At 57.1% G+C, this 20,373-nt stretch carries 23 protein-coding genes and 1 pseudogene; 10 read left to right on the forward strand and 14 right to left on the reverse strand.

What is annotated here, in order from left to right; all coding sequences use genetic code 11:
• Window positions 1–32: 32 nt before the first annotated feature.
• On the reverse strand, window positions 33–1,667 hold the full coding sequence (locus tag QF010_RS07955; protein WP_033055055.1) for a methyl-accepting chemotaxis protein: 1,635 nt from the start codon (window positions 1,665–1,667) through the stop codon (window positions 33–35).
• Window positions 1,668–1,961: 294 nt separating this feature from the next.
• Between QF010_RS07955 and QF010_RS07960 the strand changes: the two genes are divergently transcribed.
• Both QF010_RS07960 and QF010_RS07965 read left to right on the forward strand, forming a co-directional pair.
• Complete coding sequence (locus tag QF010_RS07960) at window positions 1,962–2,792, forward strand: undecaprenyl-diphosphate phosphatase (protein WP_033055054.1); 831 nt, start codon at window positions 1,962–1,964, stop codon at window positions 2,790–2,792.
• Entirely contained in the window at window positions 2,789–3,205 is a 417-nt protein-coding gene (locus QF010_RS07965; protein ID WP_429532824.1) for a DUF1294 domain-containing protein, read from the forward strand. Before QF010_RS07960 ends, QF010_RS07965 begins: the two co-directional genes overlap by 4 nt.
• On the opposite strand, the gene QF010_RS07970 is transcribed toward QF010_RS07965, so the two are convergent.
• The gene (locus QF010_RS07970) at window positions 3,202–3,561 is read right to left on the reverse strand and encodes an MmcQ/YjbR family DNA-binding protein (RefSeq protein ID WP_008149946.1); all 360 of its coding nucleotides are present in this window, start codon (window positions 3,559–3,561) and stop codon (window positions 3,202–3,204) included. The two genes, QF010_RS07965 and QF010_RS07970, sit on opposite strands and share 4 nt — an antisense overlap.
• Window positions 3,558–4,466 carry a LysR substrate-binding domain-containing protein gene (locus tag QF010_RS07975; protein ID WP_033055051.1) on the reverse strand — a complete coding sequence of 303 codons (909 nt, stop codon included), beginning with the start codon at window positions 4,464–4,466 and terminating at the stop codon, window positions 3,558–3,560. The genes QF010_RS07970 and QF010_RS07975 overlap by 4 nt, the downstream gene beginning before the upstream one ends.
• 129 nt (window positions 4,467–4,595) lie before the next feature.
• On the opposite strand from QF010_RS07975, the gene QF010_RS07980 reads away from it, so the two are divergent.
• Both QF010_RS07980 and QF010_RS07985 read left to right on the forward strand, forming a co-directional pair.
• Window positions 4,596–5,207, forward strand: a complete 612-nt coding sequence (locus QF010_RS07980) for an FMN-dependent NADH-azoreductase (protein ID WP_429532825.1) — start codon at window positions 4,596–4,598, stop codon at window positions 5,205–5,207.
• Window positions 5,208–5,386: 179 nt separating this feature from the next.
• On the forward strand, window positions 5,387–6,424 hold the full coding sequence (locus tag QF010_RS07985) for an alpha/beta hydrolase family protein (RefSeq protein WP_033055047.1): 1,038 nt from the start codon (window positions 5,387–5,389) through the stop codon (window positions 6,422–6,424).
• Here QF010_RS07985 and QF010_RS07990 read toward each other — a convergent pair whose 3' ends face one another.
• Window positions 6,425–7,615 (reverse strand): MFS transporter, encoded by a 1,191-nt coding sequence (locus QF010_RS07990; RefSeq protein WP_033055046.1) that lies wholly within the window; start codon window positions 7,613–7,615, stop codon window positions 6,425–6,427.
• 261 nt (window positions 7,616–7,876) lie between these two features.
• Window positions 7,877–9,466, reverse strand: a complete 1,590-nt coding sequence (locus QF010_RS07995; protein ID WP_080943075.1) for an ABC-F family ATPase — start codon at window positions 9,464–9,466, stop codon at window positions 7,877–7,879.
• Window positions 9,467–9,963: 497 nt separating this feature from the next.
• Between QF010_RS07995 and lpxO the strand changes: the two genes are divergently transcribed.
• A complete protein-coding gene (lpxO, locus tag QF010_RS08000; RefSeq protein WP_429509825.1) occupies window positions 9,964–10,863 on the forward strand; it encodes a lipid A hydroxylase LpxO in 900 nt (299 codons plus the stop codon).
• A 120-nt stretch (window positions 10,864–10,983) separates the two neighbouring features.
• Here lpxO and ku read toward each other — a convergent pair whose 3' ends face one another.
• The gene (gene ku, locus QF010_RS08005; protein ID WP_429532826.1) at window positions 10,984–11,832 is read right to left on the reverse strand and encodes a non-homologous end joining protein Ku; all 849 of its coding nucleotides are present in this window, start codon (window positions 11,830–11,832) and stop codon (window positions 10,984–10,986) included.
• 203 nt (window positions 11,833–12,035) lie between these two features.
• Here ku and QF010_RS08010 point away from each other — a divergent pair, with 203 nt between their 5' ends.
• Together QF010_RS08010 and QF010_RS08015 are read left to right on the forward strand one after the other, a co-directional pair.
• On the forward strand, window positions 12,036–12,392 hold the full coding sequence (locus QF010_RS08010) for a hypothetical protein (protein WP_033055042.1): 357 nt from the start codon (window positions 12,036–12,038) through the stop codon (window positions 12,390–12,392).
• Window positions 12,393–12,443: 51 nt separating this feature from the next.
• On the forward strand, window positions 12,444–13,595 hold the full coding sequence (locus QF010_RS08015) for a PQQ-dependent sugar dehydrogenase (protein WP_429532827.1): 1,152 nt from the start codon (window positions 12,444–12,446) through the stop codon (window positions 13,593–13,595).
• Window positions 13,596–13,621: 26 nt separating this feature from the next.
• Here QF010_RS08015 and QF010_RS08020 read toward each other — a convergent pair whose 3' ends face one another.
• On the reverse strand, window positions 13,622–13,957 hold the full coding sequence (locus tag QF010_RS08020; protein WP_429532828.1) for a DUF2834 domain-containing protein: 336 nt from the start codon (window positions 13,955–13,957) through the stop codon (window positions 13,622–13,624).
• 248 nt (window positions 13,958–14,205) lie between these two features.
• Between QF010_RS08020 and ilvA the strand changes: the two are divergent.
• Window positions 14,206–15,201 (forward strand): annotated as a pseudogene (ilvA, locus tag QF010_RS08025) (threonine ammonia-lyase, biosynthetic); the annotation flags it as partial.
• Between the two features lie 24 nt (window positions 15,202–15,225).
• Here the strand turns inward: ilvA and QF010_RS08030 are convergent.
• Window positions 15,226–15,531: an NIPSNAP family protein gene (locus QF010_RS08030; protein WP_033055038.1), complete on the reverse strand. Its 306-nt coding sequence runs from the start codon at window positions 15,529–15,531 to the stop codon at window positions 15,226–15,228.
• Between the two features lie 29 nt (window positions 15,532–15,560).
• Entirely contained in the window at window positions 15,561–16,043 is a 483-nt protein-coding gene (gene eco / locus QF010_RS08035) for a serine protease inhibitor ecotin (RefSeq protein WP_033055036.1), read from the reverse strand.
• A 305-nt stretch (window positions 16,044–16,348) separates the two neighbouring features.
• Here eco and QF010_RS08040 point away from each other — a divergent pair, with 305 nt between their 5' ends.
• Window positions 16,349–16,618, forward strand: a complete 270-nt coding sequence (locus QF010_RS08040) for a DUF1652 domain-containing protein (RefSeq protein WP_033055035.1) — start codon at window positions 16,349–16,351, stop codon at window positions 16,616–16,618.
• On the opposite strand, the gene QF010_RS08045 is transcribed toward QF010_RS08040, so the two are convergent.
• On the reverse strand, window positions 16,615–17,010 hold the full coding sequence (locus tag QF010_RS08045) for a hypothetical protein (protein WP_429532829.1): 396 nt from the start codon (window positions 17,008–17,010) through the stop codon (window positions 16,615–16,617). The genes QF010_RS08040 and QF010_RS08045 overlap by 4 nt on opposite strands.
• 92 nt (window positions 17,011–17,102) lie before the next feature.
• Window positions 17,103–17,372: a DUF2790 domain-containing protein gene (locus QF010_RS08050; RefSeq protein WP_046047138.1), complete on the reverse strand. Its 270-nt coding sequence runs from the start codon at window positions 17,370–17,372 to the stop codon at window positions 17,103–17,105.
• A 505-nt stretch (window positions 17,373–17,877) separates the two neighbouring features.
• Here QF010_RS08050 and QF010_RS08055 point away from each other — a divergent pair.
• Window positions 17,878–18,174 (forward strand): hypothetical protein, encoded by a 297-nt coding sequence (locus QF010_RS08055; RefSeq protein WP_429532830.1) that lies wholly within the window; start codon window positions 17,878–17,880, stop codon window positions 18,172–18,174.
• A gap of 260 nt (window positions 18,175–18,434) precedes the next feature.
• Here the strand turns inward: QF010_RS08055 and QF010_RS08060 are convergent, their stop codons facing one another.
• From QF010_RS08060 to QF010_RS08070, 3 genes are all read right to left on the reverse strand, one after another.
• Window positions 18,435–18,593: a hypothetical protein gene (locus QF010_RS08060; RefSeq protein ID WP_429532831.1), complete on the reverse strand. Its 159-nt coding sequence runs from the start codon at window positions 18,591–18,593 to the stop codon at window positions 18,435–18,437.
• Window positions 18,590–19,072 carry a DUF3304 domain-containing protein gene (locus tag QF010_RS08065; protein ID WP_429532832.1) on the reverse strand — a complete coding sequence of 161 codons (483 nt, stop codon included), beginning with the start codon at window positions 19,070–19,072 and terminating at the stop codon, window positions 18,590–18,592. Before QF010_RS08065 ends, QF010_RS08060 begins: the two co-directional genes overlap by 4 nt.
• A 273-nt stretch (window positions 19,073–19,345) precedes the next feature.
• Window positions 19,346–20,314 (reverse strand): tetratricopeptide repeat protein, encoded by a 969-nt coding sequence (locus tag QF010_RS08070; RefSeq protein ID WP_429532833.1) that lies wholly within the window; start codon window positions 20,312–20,314, stop codon window positions 19,346–19,348.
• Window positions 20,315–20,373 lie beyond the last annotated feature (59 nt).

Below are 20,373 nucleotides of genomic sequence, written 5' to 3' on the forward strand. Positions count from 1 at the left end.
CCTCGCAGGCTCGGCAGCTGCTACATCTATGGTTACACCCGGAACTGCTTGAGCAGCCCGTTCAATTGCTCACTCAATTCCTTCAGGTGAACGCTGGCCACGCTCGACTGTTCGGCCGCCAGCGCCGTGCTGTGGGACAAACCGGCCGCCTGGGTGACGTTCTGGTTAATGTCCTCGACCACATGCGCCTGTTGCAAGGTTGCGCTGGCGATGGAGGCGTTCAATCCGTTGAGGTTGCGCAGCGCCTGGGCAATGGCATTCAGGCTTGCACCGGCCAGGCCGGCCTGTTCGATGGTCAACTGCGAAGCACGGCTGCTGTCGCTGATCACTTTGACCGCCGCTTCGGAGTGACTTTGCAGGCGTTCGATCATCGACTGGATCTCGGCCGTGGACTTCTGGGTACGCTGGGCCAGCAGTCGCACTTCGTCGGCCACCACCGCAAAACCCCGACCTTGCTCGCCGGCCCGGGCGGCTTCGATGGCCGCGTTGAGGGCCAGCAGGTTGGTTTGCTCGGCGATGGAGCGGATCACTTCGAGGACGCTGCCGATCTGCGTGCTTTCGGCGGCCAGGGTACGAATCACTTCCACCGCCTGGTCGATGGTCGACGACAGCTTGTCGATCTGTTGCAGGCTGCCATCGATGTTGACCTGGCCTTGCTGCGCCTGAGACTCGGCATCGCGCATTTCGCTGGCGGCGTGCTCGGCGTTTTTCGCGACGTCGTGTACGCCATACGTCACTTCATTGATTGCCGTGGCCACCAGTTCCATTTGCTGGGACTGTTGCTGACTGCGTTGCTGGGCCTGCGCGGCGTCGTTGCCCAGTTCGCTGGAAGACTGGCCCAGGGCACTGGCGGACACTTGCAGTTCCCTGATCACCAGTCGCAGCTTGGCGGTGAAGGCGTTGAAGTGGCGTGCCAGTTGCGTGACTTCATCCTGGCCATGGGTATCGAGGCTGCGGGTCAGATCGCTCTCGCCACTGGCGATGTTGGCCATGGCGTTCACGGTTTCCTGCAGTGGACGCACGATGCTGCGGGCAATCAGGATCACCAGCAGCGCCATGATCAGGGCGATCACCAGCCCTATGAACGAGGCCTTCCAGACCTGGCCATAGAACTCGGCCTGCATGTCATCGATATACACGCCCGAACCGATCACCCAACCCCAAGGCTCGAACAGTTTGACGTAGGAGGTTTTTTCTACAGGCGCGCTGGCGCCCGGTTTTGGCCAGCGATAGTCGATGGTGCCGGCACCCTTGGACTTGGCGACGGCGACCATTTCGTTAAACAGGGCAAAACCGTCCGGGTCGCGAATCGCCGAGAGGTTCTGGCCATCGAGCTTCGGGTTGGCCGGGTGCATGATCATCACCGGCGTCAGGTCATTGATCCAGAAGTAGTCGTTCTGGTCATAACGCAAACCACGAACGGCGCTCAATGCCTGCTTCTGCGCAGCGTCGCGGGTGAGGGTGCCGGCAGTTTCGAGGTCGTGGTAATAGGTCAGAATGCCACTGGCGGTTTGCACCACATGCTGGGTTTTCTGAGCCTTGGCGTGGTACAGGTCATCGTGAATCTGCTTGAGCATCAAGACGCCCAACGTCAATAGCATCAGGACGGCCACGATCAAGATGAGCCACAAACGTCGGCTGATCGACATACTGCGCAAGCTGTTCATAACGCTGTCACTCCGGTTTCTTTTTCTTGTAATAAATGATCGCCAGCATCCAACCACACTTTGCCGATCGGTCATATCCGACCCAAGTCCAATAACGCGGCAGCGCTAATCGGGCTTGTCTGATAGGATTTCGGCCCCGCGCGGAAAAACCTGAGTCCAAGTTGATTTTTCACGGAATTTTGATGGTTCCGTCTGGATCCTGTGCGCGCGGGACTTCAGCTAGGCTGATCGCAGTAAACGTTCTGAACAAATATTAACGGGGCATGCCGTGGCGCATGGCTTCTTGGGGGATTGATGGATCTTTGGACTGCCTTTTCGGCATTGATACTTGGGGTTGTAGAAGGGCTGACGGAGTTTTTGCCGATTTCCAGTACCGGCCACCAGATCATCGTGGCTGACCTGCTCGACTTCGGCGGCGAACGGGCCATGGCCTTCAACATCATTATTCAGTTGGGGGCGATTCTGGCGGTGGTGTGGGAGTTTCGCCGCAAGATTTTCGATGTGGTTATCGGTTTGCCGACGCAGCCGAGCGCTCGACGCTTTACCGCGAACCTGCTGATCGCCTTCCTGCCGGCCGTGGTATTGGGGGTGATTTTTTCCGATTTGATCCACCAATACCTGTTCAACCCGATCACCGTCGCGACGGCGTTGGTTGTGGGCGGGATCATCATGTTGTGGGCCGAAAAGCGTCAGCATGAAGTGCATGCCGAAACGGTTGATGACATCACCTGGAAAGACGCCCTGAAAGTCGGCTTCGCCCAGTGCCTGGCAATGATTCCCGGAACTTCGCGTTCCGGCTCGACCATCATTGGTGGCTTGTTGTTCGGGCTGTCGCGCAAGACCGCTACTGAGTTCTCGTTCTTCCTGGCGATGCCGACCATGGTCGGCGCGGCCGTTTACTCGGGCTACAAATACCGCCACCTGTTCGTCCCGTCGGATTTTCCGGTGTTCGCAATCGGCTTCGTCACCGCGTTCATCTTTGCAATGATTGCCGTCAAGGGCTTGCTCAAGTTCATCGCCAGCCACAGCTACGCAGCGTTTGCCTGGTATCGCATCGCGTTCGGCCTGGTCATCCTGGCCACCTGGCAGTTCGGCTGGGTCGACTGGACCGCGGTCAAGCCATGAATGATGGCAGCGCGCGCAACAAGGCCGGTGGAGAGATCCGCAATCTTCGGCTGAAACTGTCGGTGTTTGCGGTCCTGTGCGCGCTGCCGCTGTACGGCTCGATGTCGTTGTGGCTGCGCGGGGTTTCCGTGATTCCCTTGGCTGCGTACGGGGTCGTCAGCCTGCTGGCGTTCTTGCTGTACTGGAGCGACAAGCGCAAGGCGCGCGCCGACGATTGGCGCACACCCGAGAACGTGCTGCATGCGTTGGAACTCGCCGGCGGCTGGCCGGGTGCCTTACTGGCCCAACAGGTGTTTCGGCACAAGACGCGAAAGCTCTCGTTTCAATTGGTGTTCTGGATCATCGTGCTGATGCATCAGGTGTTCTGGATCGACCAGCTGTTTCTCGGCGCCCATCTGTTCGCGCTGTTTTAAAGCAGCAGTCCGACCTGGGTGCGCTTGGGCAGCTTGCTCACCACCAATTGATGGGAACGCTGCAACAAGCCTTGCAGCTCTTCAGGGCCCAGCGGGTAGGGCGTTTCCATGATGATCCACTGAGCCCGCGCCAGATACGGCGCCGGGCGGATTCCCGGGCGGTCGCAATGACCGAGAAACAAGTCCTTGTCGACCTTGAACGCCAGGGATTCGCCCCGCAGATTCTGTAAGGCGAACATCTTGTTCCCCGCAATCGAAAACACCCGTACGCCACCCCATTTGTAGTCTTCCCGCGCACCCGGCAGCGCGAGACAGAATTGCGCGACATCCTCTTCGCTCATACGTCCAGCCTTCATATCAGTCGGTCCCCACAGGCATTGAATGATTCGATCAAATGGTCGAGCCAGGCGCGTACGGCCGGCATCACCCCGCGCCGATGAGGGTAGACCGCTTGCAGCCAGCCGCCAGGCAGCGACCAATCGGGCAGCAATTGCACCAGCGAGCCGTTTTCCAGTTCCTGCTCGCAATACATCATCGGCAGCATGGTAAAACCCTGGCCGGCGAGGGTGCAGGCCTTGCGCACGATAAAGTCATCGATGCCTAATCGCGCTTCGAGGGTGAGATCGCAGCTTTTGCCCTGTTGGTCGAGCATACGGATATGCACCAGGCGGTCGGCTTCCAGGGCGCCGAGCACGGGCAGGTTTTTCAGGTCTTCGGGGTGGCTGATTTCACGTCCGTGCAAAAAACCAGGGCTGGCGACCATTGCCATCTGCGCCTGGCGCAAACGTCGGGTGACCAGCAGCGGATCCTCATCGCCCAACTCACGCACCCGCAGCGCCACATCGACGCCCTCGGTCACCAGGTCGACGCGGCGATTGAGCAGCATGACTTCCAGTTGAACCTGAGGGTACTTTTCAAGAAATTTGCTGATCACCGTCGGCAACATCTCATGGGCCAGACCGACGGGGCAGGACACCCGCAAGCGCCCCCGAGGTTCGCTGGACATGCTGGCGACGGCTTCATCGGCCATCTCGGCTTCCAGCAGCATCGCCTGACAGTGCCGCAGGTAACGTTCACCCACGGCGGTCAACTTCAGTTGTCGGGTGGTGCGTTGCAGCAGGCGCGCGCCGAGACGCTCTTCGAGCTCGGCGATGCGCCGCGACAACCGCGACTTGGGAATGCCGAGCAAACGCCCGGCCGCCGCGAAGCCACCGGCTTCAACCACCTTGGCGAAGTAGTAGAGATCATTGAGATCTTGCATGGTGCGAGCTCGATTGTTCTATCAGTGGGACGAACTATCGCATTGTTGCAGTCTAATCAGCTATTGGTTTCGCCTGTAGGATTCTCCCCATCAGATCGCCTCGTAGCGATCCTCACCTGGAGATCCCACATGAAACTGCTGCATATCGATTCGAGCATTCTTGGTGACAACTCGGCTTCCCGTCAGCTGAGTAGCGAAGTCGTTAAAGCCTGGCAAGCCGCCGAGCCGACCGCCGTGGTGAGCTACCGCGACCTGGCCGCCGATTCCATCAGCCATTTCTCCGCCACCACCCTGGTTGCCGCCGGCACCGCCGCTGAATTGCGCAACGCCGCGCAGCAACACGAAGCCGAGCTGAGCGCCACCACCCTGGCCGAATTCCTCGCCGCCGATGCCGTGGTGATTGCAGCTCCGATGTACAACTTCACCATCCCGACCCAACTCAAGGCCTGGATCGACCGCATCGCCGTTGCCGGTCAGACCTTCCGTTACACCGAAGCCGGCCCTGAAGGCCTGTGCGGTGGCAAGAAAGTCGTGATCGTATCGACTTCCGGCGGTCTGCATGCGGGTCAGGCGACTGGCGTTGCTCACGAGGAGTACTTGAAAGTGCTGTTCGGCTTCATCGGCATCACTGACATCGAGTTCGTCCGTGCCCATGGTCTTGCCTACGGCGACGAAGTCCGCACCAAAGCCATGAGCGACGCTCACACGCAAATCAGCGAGCAGTTGTTCGCCGCTGCGTAAGGCTTCTGTAAAGAAAATCAAACAGCTCGAGCAACATTCAAAAAACTCTGTATTCTGATCACGCAAGTGCCAGATACAGAGTTTTTTGTTTCTGGCTGTTTCGGAATTTCATTAAACAGTGGCCCGAGTTATGCAGTCGAGGGTTAACGTCCCCGGTCAGTAGCCAGGTGGAGCCTCCCATGGTGCGTCTTTGTGCAACCTTACTGATTTGCCTGCTCAGCAGCCTGAATTCAGTGCACGCCGCGCCTGTGCCGCAGCCTCGCTGGAGCGTCGGCTTCCATGAGATGAGCTTTCTCGACCCTCTGGACTTGCAGCCGATGCGCGCCATCGCCTTCTACCCCTCCAGTGACAAGGAGCACTCCAGCATCCTCGAGGGCTACACGGTCGAAGCGGGCGAAGACACCCGAGTCGCCATCGGCCGTTTCCCGATGCTGATGCTGTCCCACGGCAACACCGGAACCCCGCTGGCCTTGCACGACCTGGCCACGTCGCTGGCACGCAAAGGGTTTGTGGTGGTGGCGGTGATCCACCCCGGTGACAACTCCAAAGACCACAGCCGCCTTGGTACGTTAAGTAACCTTTACGGTCGGCCCATCCAGATTTCCGAAGCTATTACCGCGACACTCGGCGATCGTATGCTCGCGCCCTTCGTCAATGCCGATCAGGTCGGTGTGATCGGCTATTCGGCGGGTGGGGAGACGGCGCTGATTCTGTCCGGCGCGACACCAGACCTGGACCGTCTGCGCCGTTACTGTCAGGAACGCCCGGACGACCACGATGCCTGCAACACCCAGGGCGAATTGATTGCTGACCGTGATGACTTGCAACCGGTGGCTGACCCGCGGGTGCGCGCCTTGCTGCTCATGGCGCCGCTGAGCCTGAAGTTTGGCCGCCATACCCTGGCCGACGTGCATGTGCCGGTGCTGCTCTACAGCGGCGACGGCGACAAACTGGTGGCGTTCGACAAAAATGCCGCCGCCCTGGCGCGCAAACTGCCGATCGCACCGGACTTCAAGTTGCTGGCGGGGGCAGGGCACTTTGTGTTCCTGGCGCCTTGCAATGAAGAGCAGATCCTCGCCATGCCGGCGCTGTGTACCGATGCCGATGGCGTCGATCGCAAAGACATCCATCGCAACATGGTGTCCGAAGCCGGGCGTTTCTTCTCTCACGCGCTGAGCAAACCGACCCGGGCAGGAATGCAGACGGCGGATCAATAATCAGGCGTTCATCGCACGACGTTTCAACAACAGCGTCAGGCCCAATCCTGCTACCGACAACAACGCCGCGCTAAAGAAAATCCACGTGTACCCCAGGTTCAACGCCACCGCGCCCATCAATGGCCCGGCAATCGCCAGCGCCAGATCGAAAAACACCGCGTAAGCACTCAGTCCCGCCCCGCGACTGGAATTGGGCACTTGCTTGATCGCTTCGACCCCCAACGCCGGATACACCAGCGACAGACCGAACCCGGTCAGGCCTGCGCCGATCAGTGCATAACCGGTCGAAGGTGCAAGCCATAGCAATGCAAGGCCCACCGTTTCAATGCTCATACAGGCAATGGCCGAGGTGAATCCACCGAAACGGCTGATGCTGGAGATGAATAGCAATCGCGCCAGAATGAAACACACGCCAAACACCGTCAGGCAGTAAGCCGCACCGGCCCAGCCACGACTGACGTAATAGAGGGTAATAAAAGTGGTCAAGGTGCCGTAACCGATGGAGGCGAGGCTCAGGCTCGCGCCGAACGGTGCAATTCGCCCGAACACCGCCCAGAACGGCAGGCGCTCGCCGCGAATCACCGGCACCGAGGGTTTGTTTCGGATCAGCAACAGCGCCGCCAGCGCCAGCACCGACAGCGCGATCCCAAGACTGGCGAACCCCAGCTCGCCCACCATCACCACGCCCAGCGGCGCACCAATGGCGATGGCGCCATAGGAGGCGATGCCGTTCCAGGAGATCGAGCGCGCGGTATGTTCAGCCCCCACCTGACCCATGCACCAACTGATGGTGCCGACCCCGATCAAGCCTTGGGCAACGCCCAGCAACAAGCGGCCGGCGATCAGGACCACCAGGCTCAGCAACGGAAAACTTTGCAGCAGCGTTGAGATCAGCGTCAGCACGCCGCTCAACACAATCCCCGATAAGCCGTAAACAATCGCTCGCTTGGTGCCGATGTTGTCCGACATGCGCCCGGCCATCGGGCGGCTGAGCAGGGTGGCCAGGTACTGCGAGCCGATGGTCAGCCCCGCGATGATCGCGCTGAAACCGAGCTGCTCGTGGACGTAGCCTGGCAATACCGCAATCGGCAGGCCGATGCAGAGGAAGGCAATAAAGGTATAAAAGACGATGGAGACGATCTGCCGAGTGATCGCCATGGAGCTTTGTGGGGGCAGTTGCTGCACAGACATGAGGGCTCGTTCGCGGGCGGCGGTAGGAGAACTGCATCATGGCGCGGGCATGAAATAAAAGAAAGCAGGCTAACTATATTCGTTGCACTTCTGGGCTTCATCGCGAGCAGGCTCACTCCTACAGGTGACCGCAATCCACTGTAGGAGCGAGCCGGCTCCGGGCGGCGTTCCGACGAAGGTTTCAGCACCACAGAATTATTAAATCCTGAAATGCAAAAAGCCCTGTCACCAGGACAGGGCTTTCTATTGAAGCAGGCTTACTTAGAACACAACGCCCTGGCTACGCAGGTAGTCGTCATAAGTGCCGCTGAAGTCGATCACGCCGCTAGGGCTCAACTCGATGATGCGGGTGGCCAGGGACGATACGAACTCACGGTCGTGGCTGACGAAGATCAGCGTGCCCGGATAGTTCTCCAGCGCCAGGTTCAGCGCCTCGATGGATTCCATGTCCAAGTGGTTGGTTGGTTCGTCCATGATCAGCACGTTCGGCTTTTGCAGGATCAGCTTGCCGAACAGCATGCGACCTTGCTCACCACCGGAGATGACCTTGACCGACTTGAGGATCTCGTCGTTGGAGAACAGCATCCGGCCGAGGGTGCCGCGAACGATTTGCTCGCCGCCCTGGGTCCATTGGCCCATCCAGTCGAACAGGTTGCAGTCGTCTTCGAAGTCGTGCGCGTGGTCCTGGGCGTAGTAGCCCAGTTCCGCGGCGTCGGTCCACTTCACGGTACCGGCATCCGGGGTCAGTTCGTTGACCAGGGTGCGCAGCAGGGTGGTTTTACCGATACCGTTCGGGCCGATGATCGCCACGCGTTCGCCAGCTTCAACCTGGAAGCTGAAGTCCTTGAACAGTGTCTTGCCGTCGAAGCCTTTGGCCATGCGCTCGACGATGACCGCCTGACGGTGCAGCTTCTTGGTTTGTTCGAAACGGATGAACGGGCTCACACGGCTCGAAGGCTTGACTTCGGCCAGCTGGATCTTGTCGATCGCCTTCGCGCGGGAAGTGGCCTGCTTGGCTTTCGAGGCGTTGGCCGAGAAGCGGCTGACGAACGATTGCAGCTCGGAAATCTGTGCTTTCTTCTTGGCGTTGTCCGACAGCAGTTGCTCGCGGGACTGGGTCGCCACGGTCATGTACTCGTCGTAGTTGCCCGGGAACAGGCGCAGCTCGCCGTAATCCAGGTCAGCCATGTGGGTGCACACGCTGTTCAGGAAGTGACGGTCGTGAGAGATGATAATCATCAGGCTGGAGCGCTGGGTCAGAATGTTTTCCAGCCAGCGGATGGTGTTGATGTCCAGGTGGTTGGTCGGTTCGTCGAGCAACAGCACTTCAGGATCGGAGAACAGCGCCTGAGCCAGCAATACGCGCAGTTTCCAGCCCGGGGACACTTCGCTCATCGGGCCGAAATGCTGCTCGATGCCGATACCCAGGCCCAGCAGCAGTTCGCCAGCACGGGATTCGGCGGTGTAGCCGTCCATTTCGGCGAACTCGGTTTCCAGCTCGGCCACGGCCATGCCGTCTTCTTCAGTCATTTCCGGCAGCGAGTAGATACGGTCGCGCTCGGCCTTGACCTTCCACAGTTCTTCGTGGCCCATGATCACGGTATCGATCACGGTGAATTCTTCGTAAGCGAACTGGTCCTGGCGCAATTTACCCAGACGCACGTTCGGCTCGAGCATGACCTGGCCGCCGGACGGCTCGAGGTCGCCGCCGAGGATTTTCATGAAAGTCGACTTGCCGCAACCGTTGGCGCCGATCAGGCCGTAGCGGTTGCCCGCGCCGAATTTGACCGAAACGTTTTCGAATAGCGGCTTGGCGCCGAACTGCATCGTGATGTTAGCTGTAGAGATCAAAGGTTTTTCCTGCGAAGCATTCAGAGTAGCTAGGGTTGCGGCAGTACCGATTCAGTACCCGTTTCCGGTTTTCGAACCACAGGAAATGCATCCCGGTCAGAAGCGGAAGGTCCATCTGGCAATAAGTGGACAGCAGCATATGGAGCGCTTGGCCCGAGTCGAAGTGCGCTGAGACGGGGTTCATTCCCGTCATCAACCAAGGGGGGCGCGTAATGTTTGGCGGCGATTGTACTGGTCTGGCTCTTTAAACGATAGGGCGTTAGGGCCGCACGGCCACTTTGGCAGCATCAGTGGACAGATTTTCACATCTGAAGGTTAACTATTGGTTACAAACTGTGGCTAAAATGCCATCTATCAACTGATGCCGACAGGCGGCACAGGCTCAAGGACGCGCCATTCGGGAGCGCTATTTCGTATTCAGACGCTGCACAAGACCTTTGGGCCGATTGGCCGGCAAGGGACGCAGTATGTTCACTTCTGACGTGTGACGATTTGTTGTGAAATTGATCATTGCCGCTATTTACGTTGTATCCATTGCGTACGTCCACTTGCGCGGACGTGTGCGCCACAAGCTGGGCCGCCAACTGAGCGACCACTCGACATTTTTGGCGCCGATCAACTGCTTCCTTTATATGTTCTCGAAAATCCCCAACAAGCCTTATCTCAACCCGGCCGACTTTCCTGATCTGAGTCCGTTGCAGGACCACTGGGAAGAAATTCGCGCCGAGGGCCGAAACCTGCTCAGGGCCGGGGAGATCAAGCGCTCGAATCAATACGACGACGTCGGCTTCAACTCGTTCTTCAAGACTGGCTGGAAACGTTTCTACCTGAAGTGGTACGGCGACAGCCATCCTTCGGCCATGAAACTCTGCCCGCGCACCACCGAACTGGTGCAAAGCATCGGCTCGATCAAGGCTGCGATGTTCGCCGAATTGCCCCCGGGTTCGAAACTGGTCCGTCATCGCGATCCGTATGCCGGTTCCTACCGCTATCACTTGGGCCTGGAAACGCCGAACGATGCCGGTTGCTACATCAACGTCGATGGCGAGCACTACCACTGGCGTGACGGTGAAGCGGTCATGTTCGATGAGACCTTCATTCATTACGCCGAAAACACCACCGAGCAGAACCGCATCATTCTGTTCTGCGACGTTGAGCGGCCGATGAAGTATCGCTGGGCGGCGGCGTTCAATGGCTGGTTCAGCCGTAATGTGATGTCGGCGGCGGGCGCACCGAACGATTCGAGTGACAAGACCGGCGCTATCAACCGCTTGTTCGCCAAAATCTACAAGATTCGCCTTCGCGGCAAAGCGCTCAAGAAGCGCAATCGCAAGCTGTATTACCTGGAGAAGTGGGCGATTTTTGGTGGTTTGCTGGCGATTTTGGTGCTGATCTGATTTCCGCGTTGTGGCGTATGACGCCTTCGCGAGCAAGCCCGCTCCCACAGTTAATCGCGATCACCTGTAGGAGTGAGCCTGCTCGCGAAGAGGGCCTGACATTCACCGCAAAATCATCAATCAGCCACGAGAAGTCTTCGTGGCTTTTTTGTTTGCGGCCGGCTTCGTTTTCCCCGTGCTCTTACCGCCAAGGCTACGTTTGAGCAGCTCGGTCAAATCAATAACATCCGCGGTTTTGCGTTCCTCTTCACCCGTCGCAGTCTCGACATCCTCAATCTTGCCTTCATTAGCCTTCTTCTCGACCAGCGCCATGATCTTGTCTTCAAAACTGTCGCGATAGTCCTCGGGTTTCCAGTCGGCACTCATGTCCTGAACCAATCGTTTGGCCATATCGAGTTCACCTTTGGCCAGTTCGGGCTTGGTGACTTCACTGCCCAACTCCAGCGTATCCAGACTTCGCACTTCGGCGGGCCAGCGCAGCATCACCAAGACCATTGCCGATTCCAGCGGCATCAGCGCGGCGAGGTGCTGGCGCGTGTGCAGCACAACATGAGCGAGGGCGACTTTATTGGTTTTGCTTAGCGTTTCGCGCAACAGCGCATAGACCTTGCCGCCGCGTTTGTCCGGCGCGAGGTAGTAGGGCGTATCGATGTTTTGCAGGGGAATCTGGTCGCTGTCGACAAAGGAAAAGATGTCGATGGTTTGAGTGGACAGCGGGTGCGCCGACTTGATTTCCTCTTCACTGAGGATCACATACCGACCCTTCTCATACTGCACACCTTTAACGATGTGTTCCTTGGTCACTTCCTTGCCGGTGACCTTGTTGACGCGCTTGTAGCCCACCGGGTCCATGCTGCGGCTGTCGAGCCAGTCGAAATCCACCCCTTGCGAGGACGTCGCCGAGACCAGCGCCACAGGGATATGCACCAGACCGAAACTGATCGCGCCTTTCCAGATTGCCCGTGCCATGGTCGTCTTCTCGCGAGTGATGTTCAGGTGACCTGTGACGCGGTGTAAAAGTTTCCGCGGGCTGCGACCCGGTCCTGCGGGCGTATCGGCGGTCGTGTCAACTCGTGTTACATCTTGTGAAGGAGGTTTTAGTTAACAAATCCGAACCCCGGGCGTAGCGTGATATCGAAGTTCCTATCCACGCTGATGGCGAGAGGCTCCCCATGAACAGATTTGTGCTCGGCTGCACCGCGTTGGCGTTGAGTGGCGTGCTGAGCCATCTGGCCCAGGCTAACACCGCATCGCCACCTTCTTCACTGCTGTTGGCCCAGAGCCCGACGGGCCACACCAGCAATCCTTACAACAGTCCGATTCGCCGGGCCAATCCCAACAGCATGCAAGGCACGCAACCCAGCGCGCCGGCCATCCGAGGCCCAAACACAGTGCCCGTGCCGCGGCCACCGACGCTTGATAATGGTGGCATCGGCAACCGCTATCCCCAGGATCGCTCGCCTTCCGCCACTCCACCGAAATTCATTCCCAATCCACCTCCTCGAGACTCAGGCACCAGCAACCGTTGAACGGCACAACAGCGTTCTTGCCAGCCATTCAAACGACAAAAGGAATCGTGCATGTTGCGTAAAACCCTTCTGGCCACACTGTGTGCCAGCGCACTGATCACTGTCACGGCGCCCGTTTTCGCAGCGCCAACCCAGAATTTCAAAAGCGAACAGGGCACCCTCGAGGTGACGACAATGACCAAGGGGCTTGAACATCCCTGGGCCTTGGCGTTTCTTCCCGATCGCCAAGGGATGCTGGTGACCGAAAGGCCCGGCAACCTGCGGGTGATCAGCGCCGACGGTAAACTTTCTGCTCCGCTCAGCGGTGTGCCAAAGGTTTGGGCCAAGGGGCAGGGCGGCTTGCTGGATGTCGCGTTGTCGCCCGACTTCAAGCAAGACCGCACGGTCTACTTGTCTTATGCCGAAGGTGGCGGTGAGGGCGACAAGGCCGGGACGGCGGTGGGTCGCGGACGTCTGTCTGACGACCTGACAGCCATAAAGGATTTCAAAGTGATCTTTCGCCAGGAGCCCAAGCTTTCACTCGGTAACCACTTTGGCTCGCGCCTGGTATTCGATCGCGACGGCTATCTGTTCATCACCCTTGGCGAGAACAATGACCGGCCGACCGCCCAAGACCTCGACAAGCTGCAAGGAAAGGTCGTGCGGATCTACCCGGACGGCAAGGTGCCGGATGACAACCCCTTTGTCGGCCAGGCCGGCGTACGCCCGGAAATCTGGTCCTACGGCCAGCGCAATCCGCAAGGCGCGGCGCTCAATCCCTGGACCGGCACCCTCTGGGAAAACGAACACGGTCCCCAGGGTGGCGATGAAATCAACATCATCGAGCGTGGCAAGAACTACGGCTGGCCGATGGCAACCCATGGCATCAACTATTCCGGCCAGCCGATTCCGGAAGCCAAGGGCAAGACCGCCGAAGGCACCGTCGCCCCGCACCATGTCTGGGAAAAGTCCCCCGGCCTCAGCGGCATGGCGTTCTACGATGGCGACCGCTTCAAGGCCTGGCAGCACAACGTGTTTATCGGCGCGTTAGTGAGCCAGGAGTTGATCCGCTTGCAGTTCGATGGCGACAAGGTCGTTCACGAAGAACGATTGCTGGGCGAACTCAACAAGCGAATTCGCGATGTGCGGCAAGGCCCGGACGGGTATTTGTATGTGTTGACCGATGAGGATGACGGGGCGTTGTACAAAGTCGGATTGAAGTGAAAAACCACCGCCCCAAAACTCCAGGATCAGGTCTCTTGATGGACTGTTACGGCTTTCTTTCGATCCTGCAGCCCACGCACCACCAAGTACAACAACGGCCCGATGGAAACGAATAGTGCGGTGATCAAAAGATAAGGAATCACTGTCCACCCTGACTGGCCACGCTTGCGTGCATCCGTGTACATCCAGATGCCCGCGAGCGTCGCCAGCAGGTACAAATCAATCACCACCTGCGCCGTGTCGGGGCGCGACATCAGGCTGAGGCCGAAGTCGATCAATGACTGTTCAGCCTGGAGCATCACCGAAACGGTGTAGCCGGCGAACGCAATCAGGGCAATGAGGGGCAGGGCGACAGACTTCATGGTTTCCTTCCTTGGGACAATGAGCAGAGTCGCCAGCCTACAGAGGCCGAGTAAAATTGGCCATTGACTTGCCATCAGCGTCCGGCTAATTTCCGGACATGACTTCTACTGTATTGCGCTGCCAGCCAAGCATTATTACCGCCATTCCTTATTTGGCGGGCTAGCTCACGACTGCAGCACCCAACCCGCCCTAGAGGCGGGTTTTTACTTTCTGTCTCTTGGGCTCCGATCAAAGTCAGGAGACGACCATGAGCAACACCACCGCCCAGCAGACCTTGCTTGAGCACTACGTGAAAAAGATCCTCGCCGCGCCCGTGTACGAACTCGCGGTGCGTACGCCGCTGCAACCGGCGCCAGCGTTGTCCGAGGCGCTCGGTAATCAAATCCTGCTCAAACGCGAAGACCTGCAACCGACCTTTTCCTTCAAGATCCGCGGCGCCTACAACAAACTGGTGCAGTTGAGCGATGAGCAAAGGGCTCGCGGGGTCATCACCGCTTCCGCCGGTAATCATGCCCAAGGCGTGGCATTAGCGGCCCGTGAACTGGGAATTGCGGCGACTATCGTCATGCCGTGTACGACGCCGGAACTGAAGGTGCTGGGCGTACGCAGTCGAGGCGCCGATGCCGTGCTGCATGGCGAGAGTTTTCCGTTTGCGCTGGACTATGCGCTGAACCTGGCGCAGCAAACCGGTCGCACCTTTGTCTCGCCCTTCGACGACCCGGACGTGATCGCGGGGCAGGGCACCGTCGCCATGGAAATCCTGCGTCAGCATCAAGGTCCACTGGACGCGATCTTCGTCCCGGTCGGCGGTGGCGGCCTGATCGCCGGCATCGCGGCGTACGTCAAATACTTGCGACCTGAAGTCCGCATCATCGGCGTCGAGTCGGAGCATTCCGCCTGTTTACATGCGGCATTACAGGTCGGCGAGCGAGTTGTCCTGCCAACCGTAGGTACTTTCGCCGACGGTGTGGCCGTCGCACAGATCGGTGCTTATGGTTTCGAAGTCTGCCGGTTTTGCGTCGATGAGGTGTTGACCGTCAGCAACGACGAACTCTGCGCCGCGATCAAGAATATCTACGACGATACCCGCTCGATCACCGAACCTTCCGGTGCCTTGGCCGTGGCCGGAATCAAGAAATACGTGGCGCAAACCGGTGCGTGTGGTCAGACACTGGTAGCCATCGACTCGGGCGCCAATATCAATTTCGACAGTTTGCGCCATGTGGCCGAGCGCGCCGCATTGAGCGGCGCCCCGGCGTGAGCGGTGTCAGGCCAGCAGCGGGCGCAGGAAGGTCCGCTCGTAACTGACGATAAACTTCTTCTCGACCAGCGAAGCTACAAGCGCGGTGCTTTCGGCGTCAGTCATCGCGATATGCCGGTAGCTTTCGTAGTCCGCCAGCGAAGGAAAGCTGAACAGGCAGTAGGCGATATTGCTCGCGCCCTCGGAAGGCAGGAAGTACCCGTGGTGCGTACCGCCCAAACGCTCGACGATGCCGAGCCAGGCCTTGGCGTAGGCTTCGAATTCGCTGAGTTGATACGGATCGATCACATATTTGACGTGGCAGGTAATCAAAATGGCGCTCCTGTAACGGGATAGGAAGGTTATTCCTGGGCGGCTTTCTCGACCTTGCTTGACGCCGACCAGATCCGGTAGCGGACTTCGACGTCTTTGGGCACGTAGAGCACGATCGGCAGTTTGCTGTTGTAGCGCAGCATGAAACCGTCACCGACCACCGGCACAAAGTCCTTTTTACTTTTGCCGTCAGGGCAGGCCATCTGCGTACTCATCGGGCCGATGACTTTTTCCAGTCGGTAGAACGGGTAGCCCCAGCCCTCGAGGTTTTTCTCCTCGAGAATGCCGCCCAAGCGTTGGCGATTACAGTCGACGGTCAGGGTTTTGCCGGCGAGGACCTCGACCTGGAAGCTGTCTTCCTGAGCCTGCGGGGCAAGGTGAATGACCTGGCGGGCGAAACCGCTCTCGGGCTTCGGAAACGGCGCAACTTCTTCGAGTTTCGCGGCGTGAGCAATGGTCGACATCCCGGCAACAATCAGCCCGACGGTAGTGATACAGGTCAAAGAACCCATGGTGCCTCCTTGCGTGCGAGTGGGGTCAGCGGATACTGAATTGATTGGCCGCATTCTTACTGGCGTCGTCGGCCAATGCAAACTTGTCGCTGGATGTATGCAAATTGCAGGGGCACCACAACGCCTTTCTTGCATATTGCATGGGCTATTTACGCGCGGTTTCGCTAAATCGTTGATTTACCGATGAGCTGCAGTGCGAAATCCAAGGCATGTTTTATGCTGTAGCTGGTCTTAAGCTGACCAGGGATTTCATTGAGTCAGTGTCGATCGTTGATTGGCAGTCTCACATTAAGGAGAGGGTCGTCATGTTTCTTTCTGCCTTGGAACTTCGCAATATCATTGAAAGCAGTTTTTTGCCGAAACGTTGTCAATGCACGCTGTCGCCGGACCTGTCGATGACCGTCAAGGTGTATTCCGATCGTGAAACCGATCACCTCGATCTAATGAAAACAGGAATAAATGCCAAACAGCTGAATGGTTGCCGGGAAATCAATGACCTGATTGCTGGACTGCGCTCTGACATGCAGCGCCAAACCATTGCCCAGACCCTGCATCCAGACAGAAAAGCGCTTTAACCCACGGTTTCGAGTTCCATCGACACGCGCTGGGTCTGGAGAAATGCCAGACCCAGCGCCAGTTCGAACACCACCGCAAGCAAAATCCCCGGACCGGCATGGCCATTGAGCCATTCGCCGAAGCCCAGTGCTGTCAGCCCCCAGCAGCCGACCATGAAGCCATTGCTCAGCGCATGGCGGGTGATCGAAGGCGACTCGTTTCGAACCAGATAAAACATCACACCCAATGCCGCAAACAGCATTGCACTGCGCCGCGCGACAACACCAACCGCTAACGAGTATTCGATGCTCCAGATTGACAGCAACCAGTCGGGCATCAAACCCCAAACCAGGGCCAGCACAAAACACAGAAGGGAAGTGAAGGTCGACAAGGCACGAAACGATAACTGCATGGCGAATCCTTGCGGCAGTGGGGGGAGGCGCTAGAGCATAGCGCCAGAACCCCTCACAGGAATACCGCAAAGTATTGAATCAGACCTTTCCGTCAGTTTTGATAACTGCAAGCGTCGGAAAGCTTCCGATAGGAGATTTCCGCAGGCTTGCCCGAGGTGCTATCGATGTACTTCATATCGGCTGTGACCACTTTGCAGTCCAGCGTCGACGGTTCGGTCAAGGTAATGACCTTGCCCACGTGCAGCGGCATACCGTAGTGGTACGGCACCGCCTGGGAGCTCGAAGTGTCATTGGCCTGGGCCAGGCCGGCAAACGCGGTGCAGGCGAGGGCGGTGGTGATCAGCAAGGTGCGCATGTTCATGAACGATCTCCGATGCAGGCTTAAAGTCAGCTCGACGTTAAGGCGTCGAACCTGCCGCACTGGGCGTCAGAGAACTCTGAGGGCGTGCGGTCCAGTAAAGTTTTGGACCGCGGGGTTAAGCGATGGTTAACCCGACTGAATGCCGCCTGTCGTGAGGAGGTTTCTGTCAGAGGTTTCATGTAGGTAAAAAAACTGAGGGAGGTTCGGCGAGTTCCTACACGCTCGGACTCTTTGTCGTCTTTCGCCTGCCGGTCACTAACGCTTACTGTTTGGCGTCGCTGCAAAATCAGCGAACAGGTTTGGTCACCTGATTAACACTGCACATATGTGCCATCATTCGCGCTGCGGACTTCTACGTCTCGTAGTGCGTTGCAATGGTGGCTGTGTGCAGGACGCTTTCGGGCGAGCCGTTTTGAGTGTTAGCGGTTGACCAAGCCTGTACACAGCCGCCTCCATCGTTTGGTCACGGTGCTGGCGATTACTAATTAATGCTCGAGTAATTACTATGCCAACGCTAAATCCATTTCCCGATCGCTATCGCTCAATCAAAAGCAGCGTTACTGACTCAAACCCAATGGTCATCGATACACAGGCCGATCCCCAAGACATTCTCGAAGCCGCTTTACAGCGTGTCCGAGCCGCTAGCCAGTTACTCGAAACGCTTCATTGCCAGTGTTTCAAGAACGGTGATGTTCAAGATATTCCGCACATTACTCACGCGCTTTATTTGCTGACGCAGGATGGGTCCGATTTGCTGCTGGTTGCGCAGCAGCAGATGATGGGGTGGAAGGCTCCGGTCTGACGCCACACTTTCACAAACAAGCCAGGCTCTTGTGGGAGCCTGGCTTGTTTGTGAACTGTGCAGAGTCAGCCTTTGATCTGCTCCAGGTAATCCGGAGCCATACCTTTGGTTTTGGTGAGATCGGGGCTGTCGAACTCTCGCACCAGGAAGTACTTGATGGTGGTTTGAGTTTGCGGCATCTGACTCATCACGGTAGGAGGAGTTGTTTGGTCATAAGGGTGGGCCAAAAATAATCGACCCACATTGCTCAGCCGATCCTCTCATAAGTCATCCTCGAGGTTGCGGCCAAAACCATCGAAAAAGAAACCAATATGCAATGACGCGTTGCAGGGTAGCGCCGCAGTATTTTTGGTTCCGGCTGCTGCACTTGAGCGAGCGCTGATTGCTTGGGCGTTGTCGAGATTGGCCGGACTACTCATAGACGACTTCCTTGTTCATTAATATTGTCACCGGCGGGAACTCCGTTCGGGTAGTGCAACGGACTCAGCATCGTTGAGGCCCATATCAACTCGACACGATTATCGGGAAAAAAATACACATGCAACGTATCGTCGCCCGATTTGCGCGGAGGCATGGGGACCGTTATTTCATGACGCTCTTCTACCGCTCCCTCTAACTGCTGTTTACGTGTCATATCGAGGATCCAGACAACCTTCGCGACTGATCCATCCAAATGCCAACAGCAGGTGACGCCGCCGTTTCCACCCCAGTTATCATTGACCCAGTAACTAAAAACGGGTCGATCCGTATAGTTGTGGGACATTAATGCTGGACCTGGTGTGCGGATTAGCTTGTAAAGATAAAAACCCAAGGCAGGTACCAGCAGAATCAGAACGGTAATGATCAGGATGCGCCGGTTCCATCGACGTTGCCGAGACGTATTCATTGTCAGGCTCATGCGGAGAAGTTCCTATTGGTTTGTCTGTGTAATTATGCGAGATCAACGCGCCACCAGGTGTACGCAGTACTCTATAAAGATAGAAGCCAATAGTAGGAAGTAGAAGAACTAAAAAAAACAATGACAAGACTGCGACGACACCAACGGCGTTGCGCAGGTGAGTCAAGCGTAATGCTCATTCCGAAAGCTGCCTCATCGCGATCCCCAGCGGCAGCTTCTCGTCGCGAACAAGGTCTTTCGCCTGCAGCCACTGTGGCCAGTTCTTAATCAATGTTAACGGCTCAACTTTTCCGGGAAAAACGACAGGGGTGGATGAGTCGCTTTCCAGTTTTTTGCAAATTCGTTAGCTTCTGAAATTTCATCCGATGTCATTTTTTCGGCAATTTCCGGAAGGGTTTCATTTACGTAGACCTGTACATCTCCGCCTCCGTCAAGTTCAGATAGTAGCGAGGTTAACGCATAACCTTTAACCCTATCTAATGGGAAGTCGTAAAGCGATGGTGAGTGGGCCGAATATGCGCCATAACTGCTGACGCCTGACTTGTACCCCTTTTTAGCTGCTTCGACAATCCAATGGCGAGCGACTGTTAAATCACCTTGGTCTTCATAAATAAACGCAGCGTATTCCATCATTGCAGGCGGGTATCCTCCTTCTGCAGATAGTTTCAACCAGTTTCCAACTGCCTCATGCCGCTTCCACGGCAAGAAAAAACCGTCTCCTTGCCGAGTTCCAATTGCCATCCAGTATTGAGCTAATGCATATCCAGAATTTGCAGATTTCTCAAGCCATTCCTCCTTAAGTGTTAGTTCATACATTAAGTACATCGCTTCGGGGTCACCACTTTCAGCAACAGGTTTCGTCAAATCTAGCGCGTGTTTCAACCATTGCGCCGGTGTTTTTGTACTTGCAGGGCAGTTGCCCATGTTGACGCAAAGATTATCTTCACTTCGTCCGAGCTGAATCATCGCATAAACGTTATTTTGGTTTGCTGATTCCTCGTACCACTTTTGAGCTTCGGCGGTCATAAACTGCTTTTCTTTGCGTAGCCTTTCGGCTAAATAAAACTGTGCTTCTGCATCTCCAGCTTCAGCTGCAATACGCAACTCAAGTTGCGCATTTTTATATTGATTGAATAGCAAGATTCCTCGCGATTTGGCAGCTTGCTCATCCGGAGTAAGGTGTGCGTTTGCGTTGCCTGATAAAGCTGAAATAAGTAACGCACCAATAATGATTTTTTTCATTTCACATCTCAGAGATAGGCTATCTAGCTTCCTTCCAAGGGCAAGATTAAACACGCTGA

Origin of the sequence: Pseudomonas silensiensis, from assembly GCF_050434865.1 — a bacterium.
In the GTDB taxonomy this organism is placed as follows: domain Bacteria; phylum Pseudomonadota; class Gammaproteobacteria; order Pseudomonadales; family Pseudomonadaceae; genus Aquipseudomonas; species Aquipseudomonas fluorescens_W.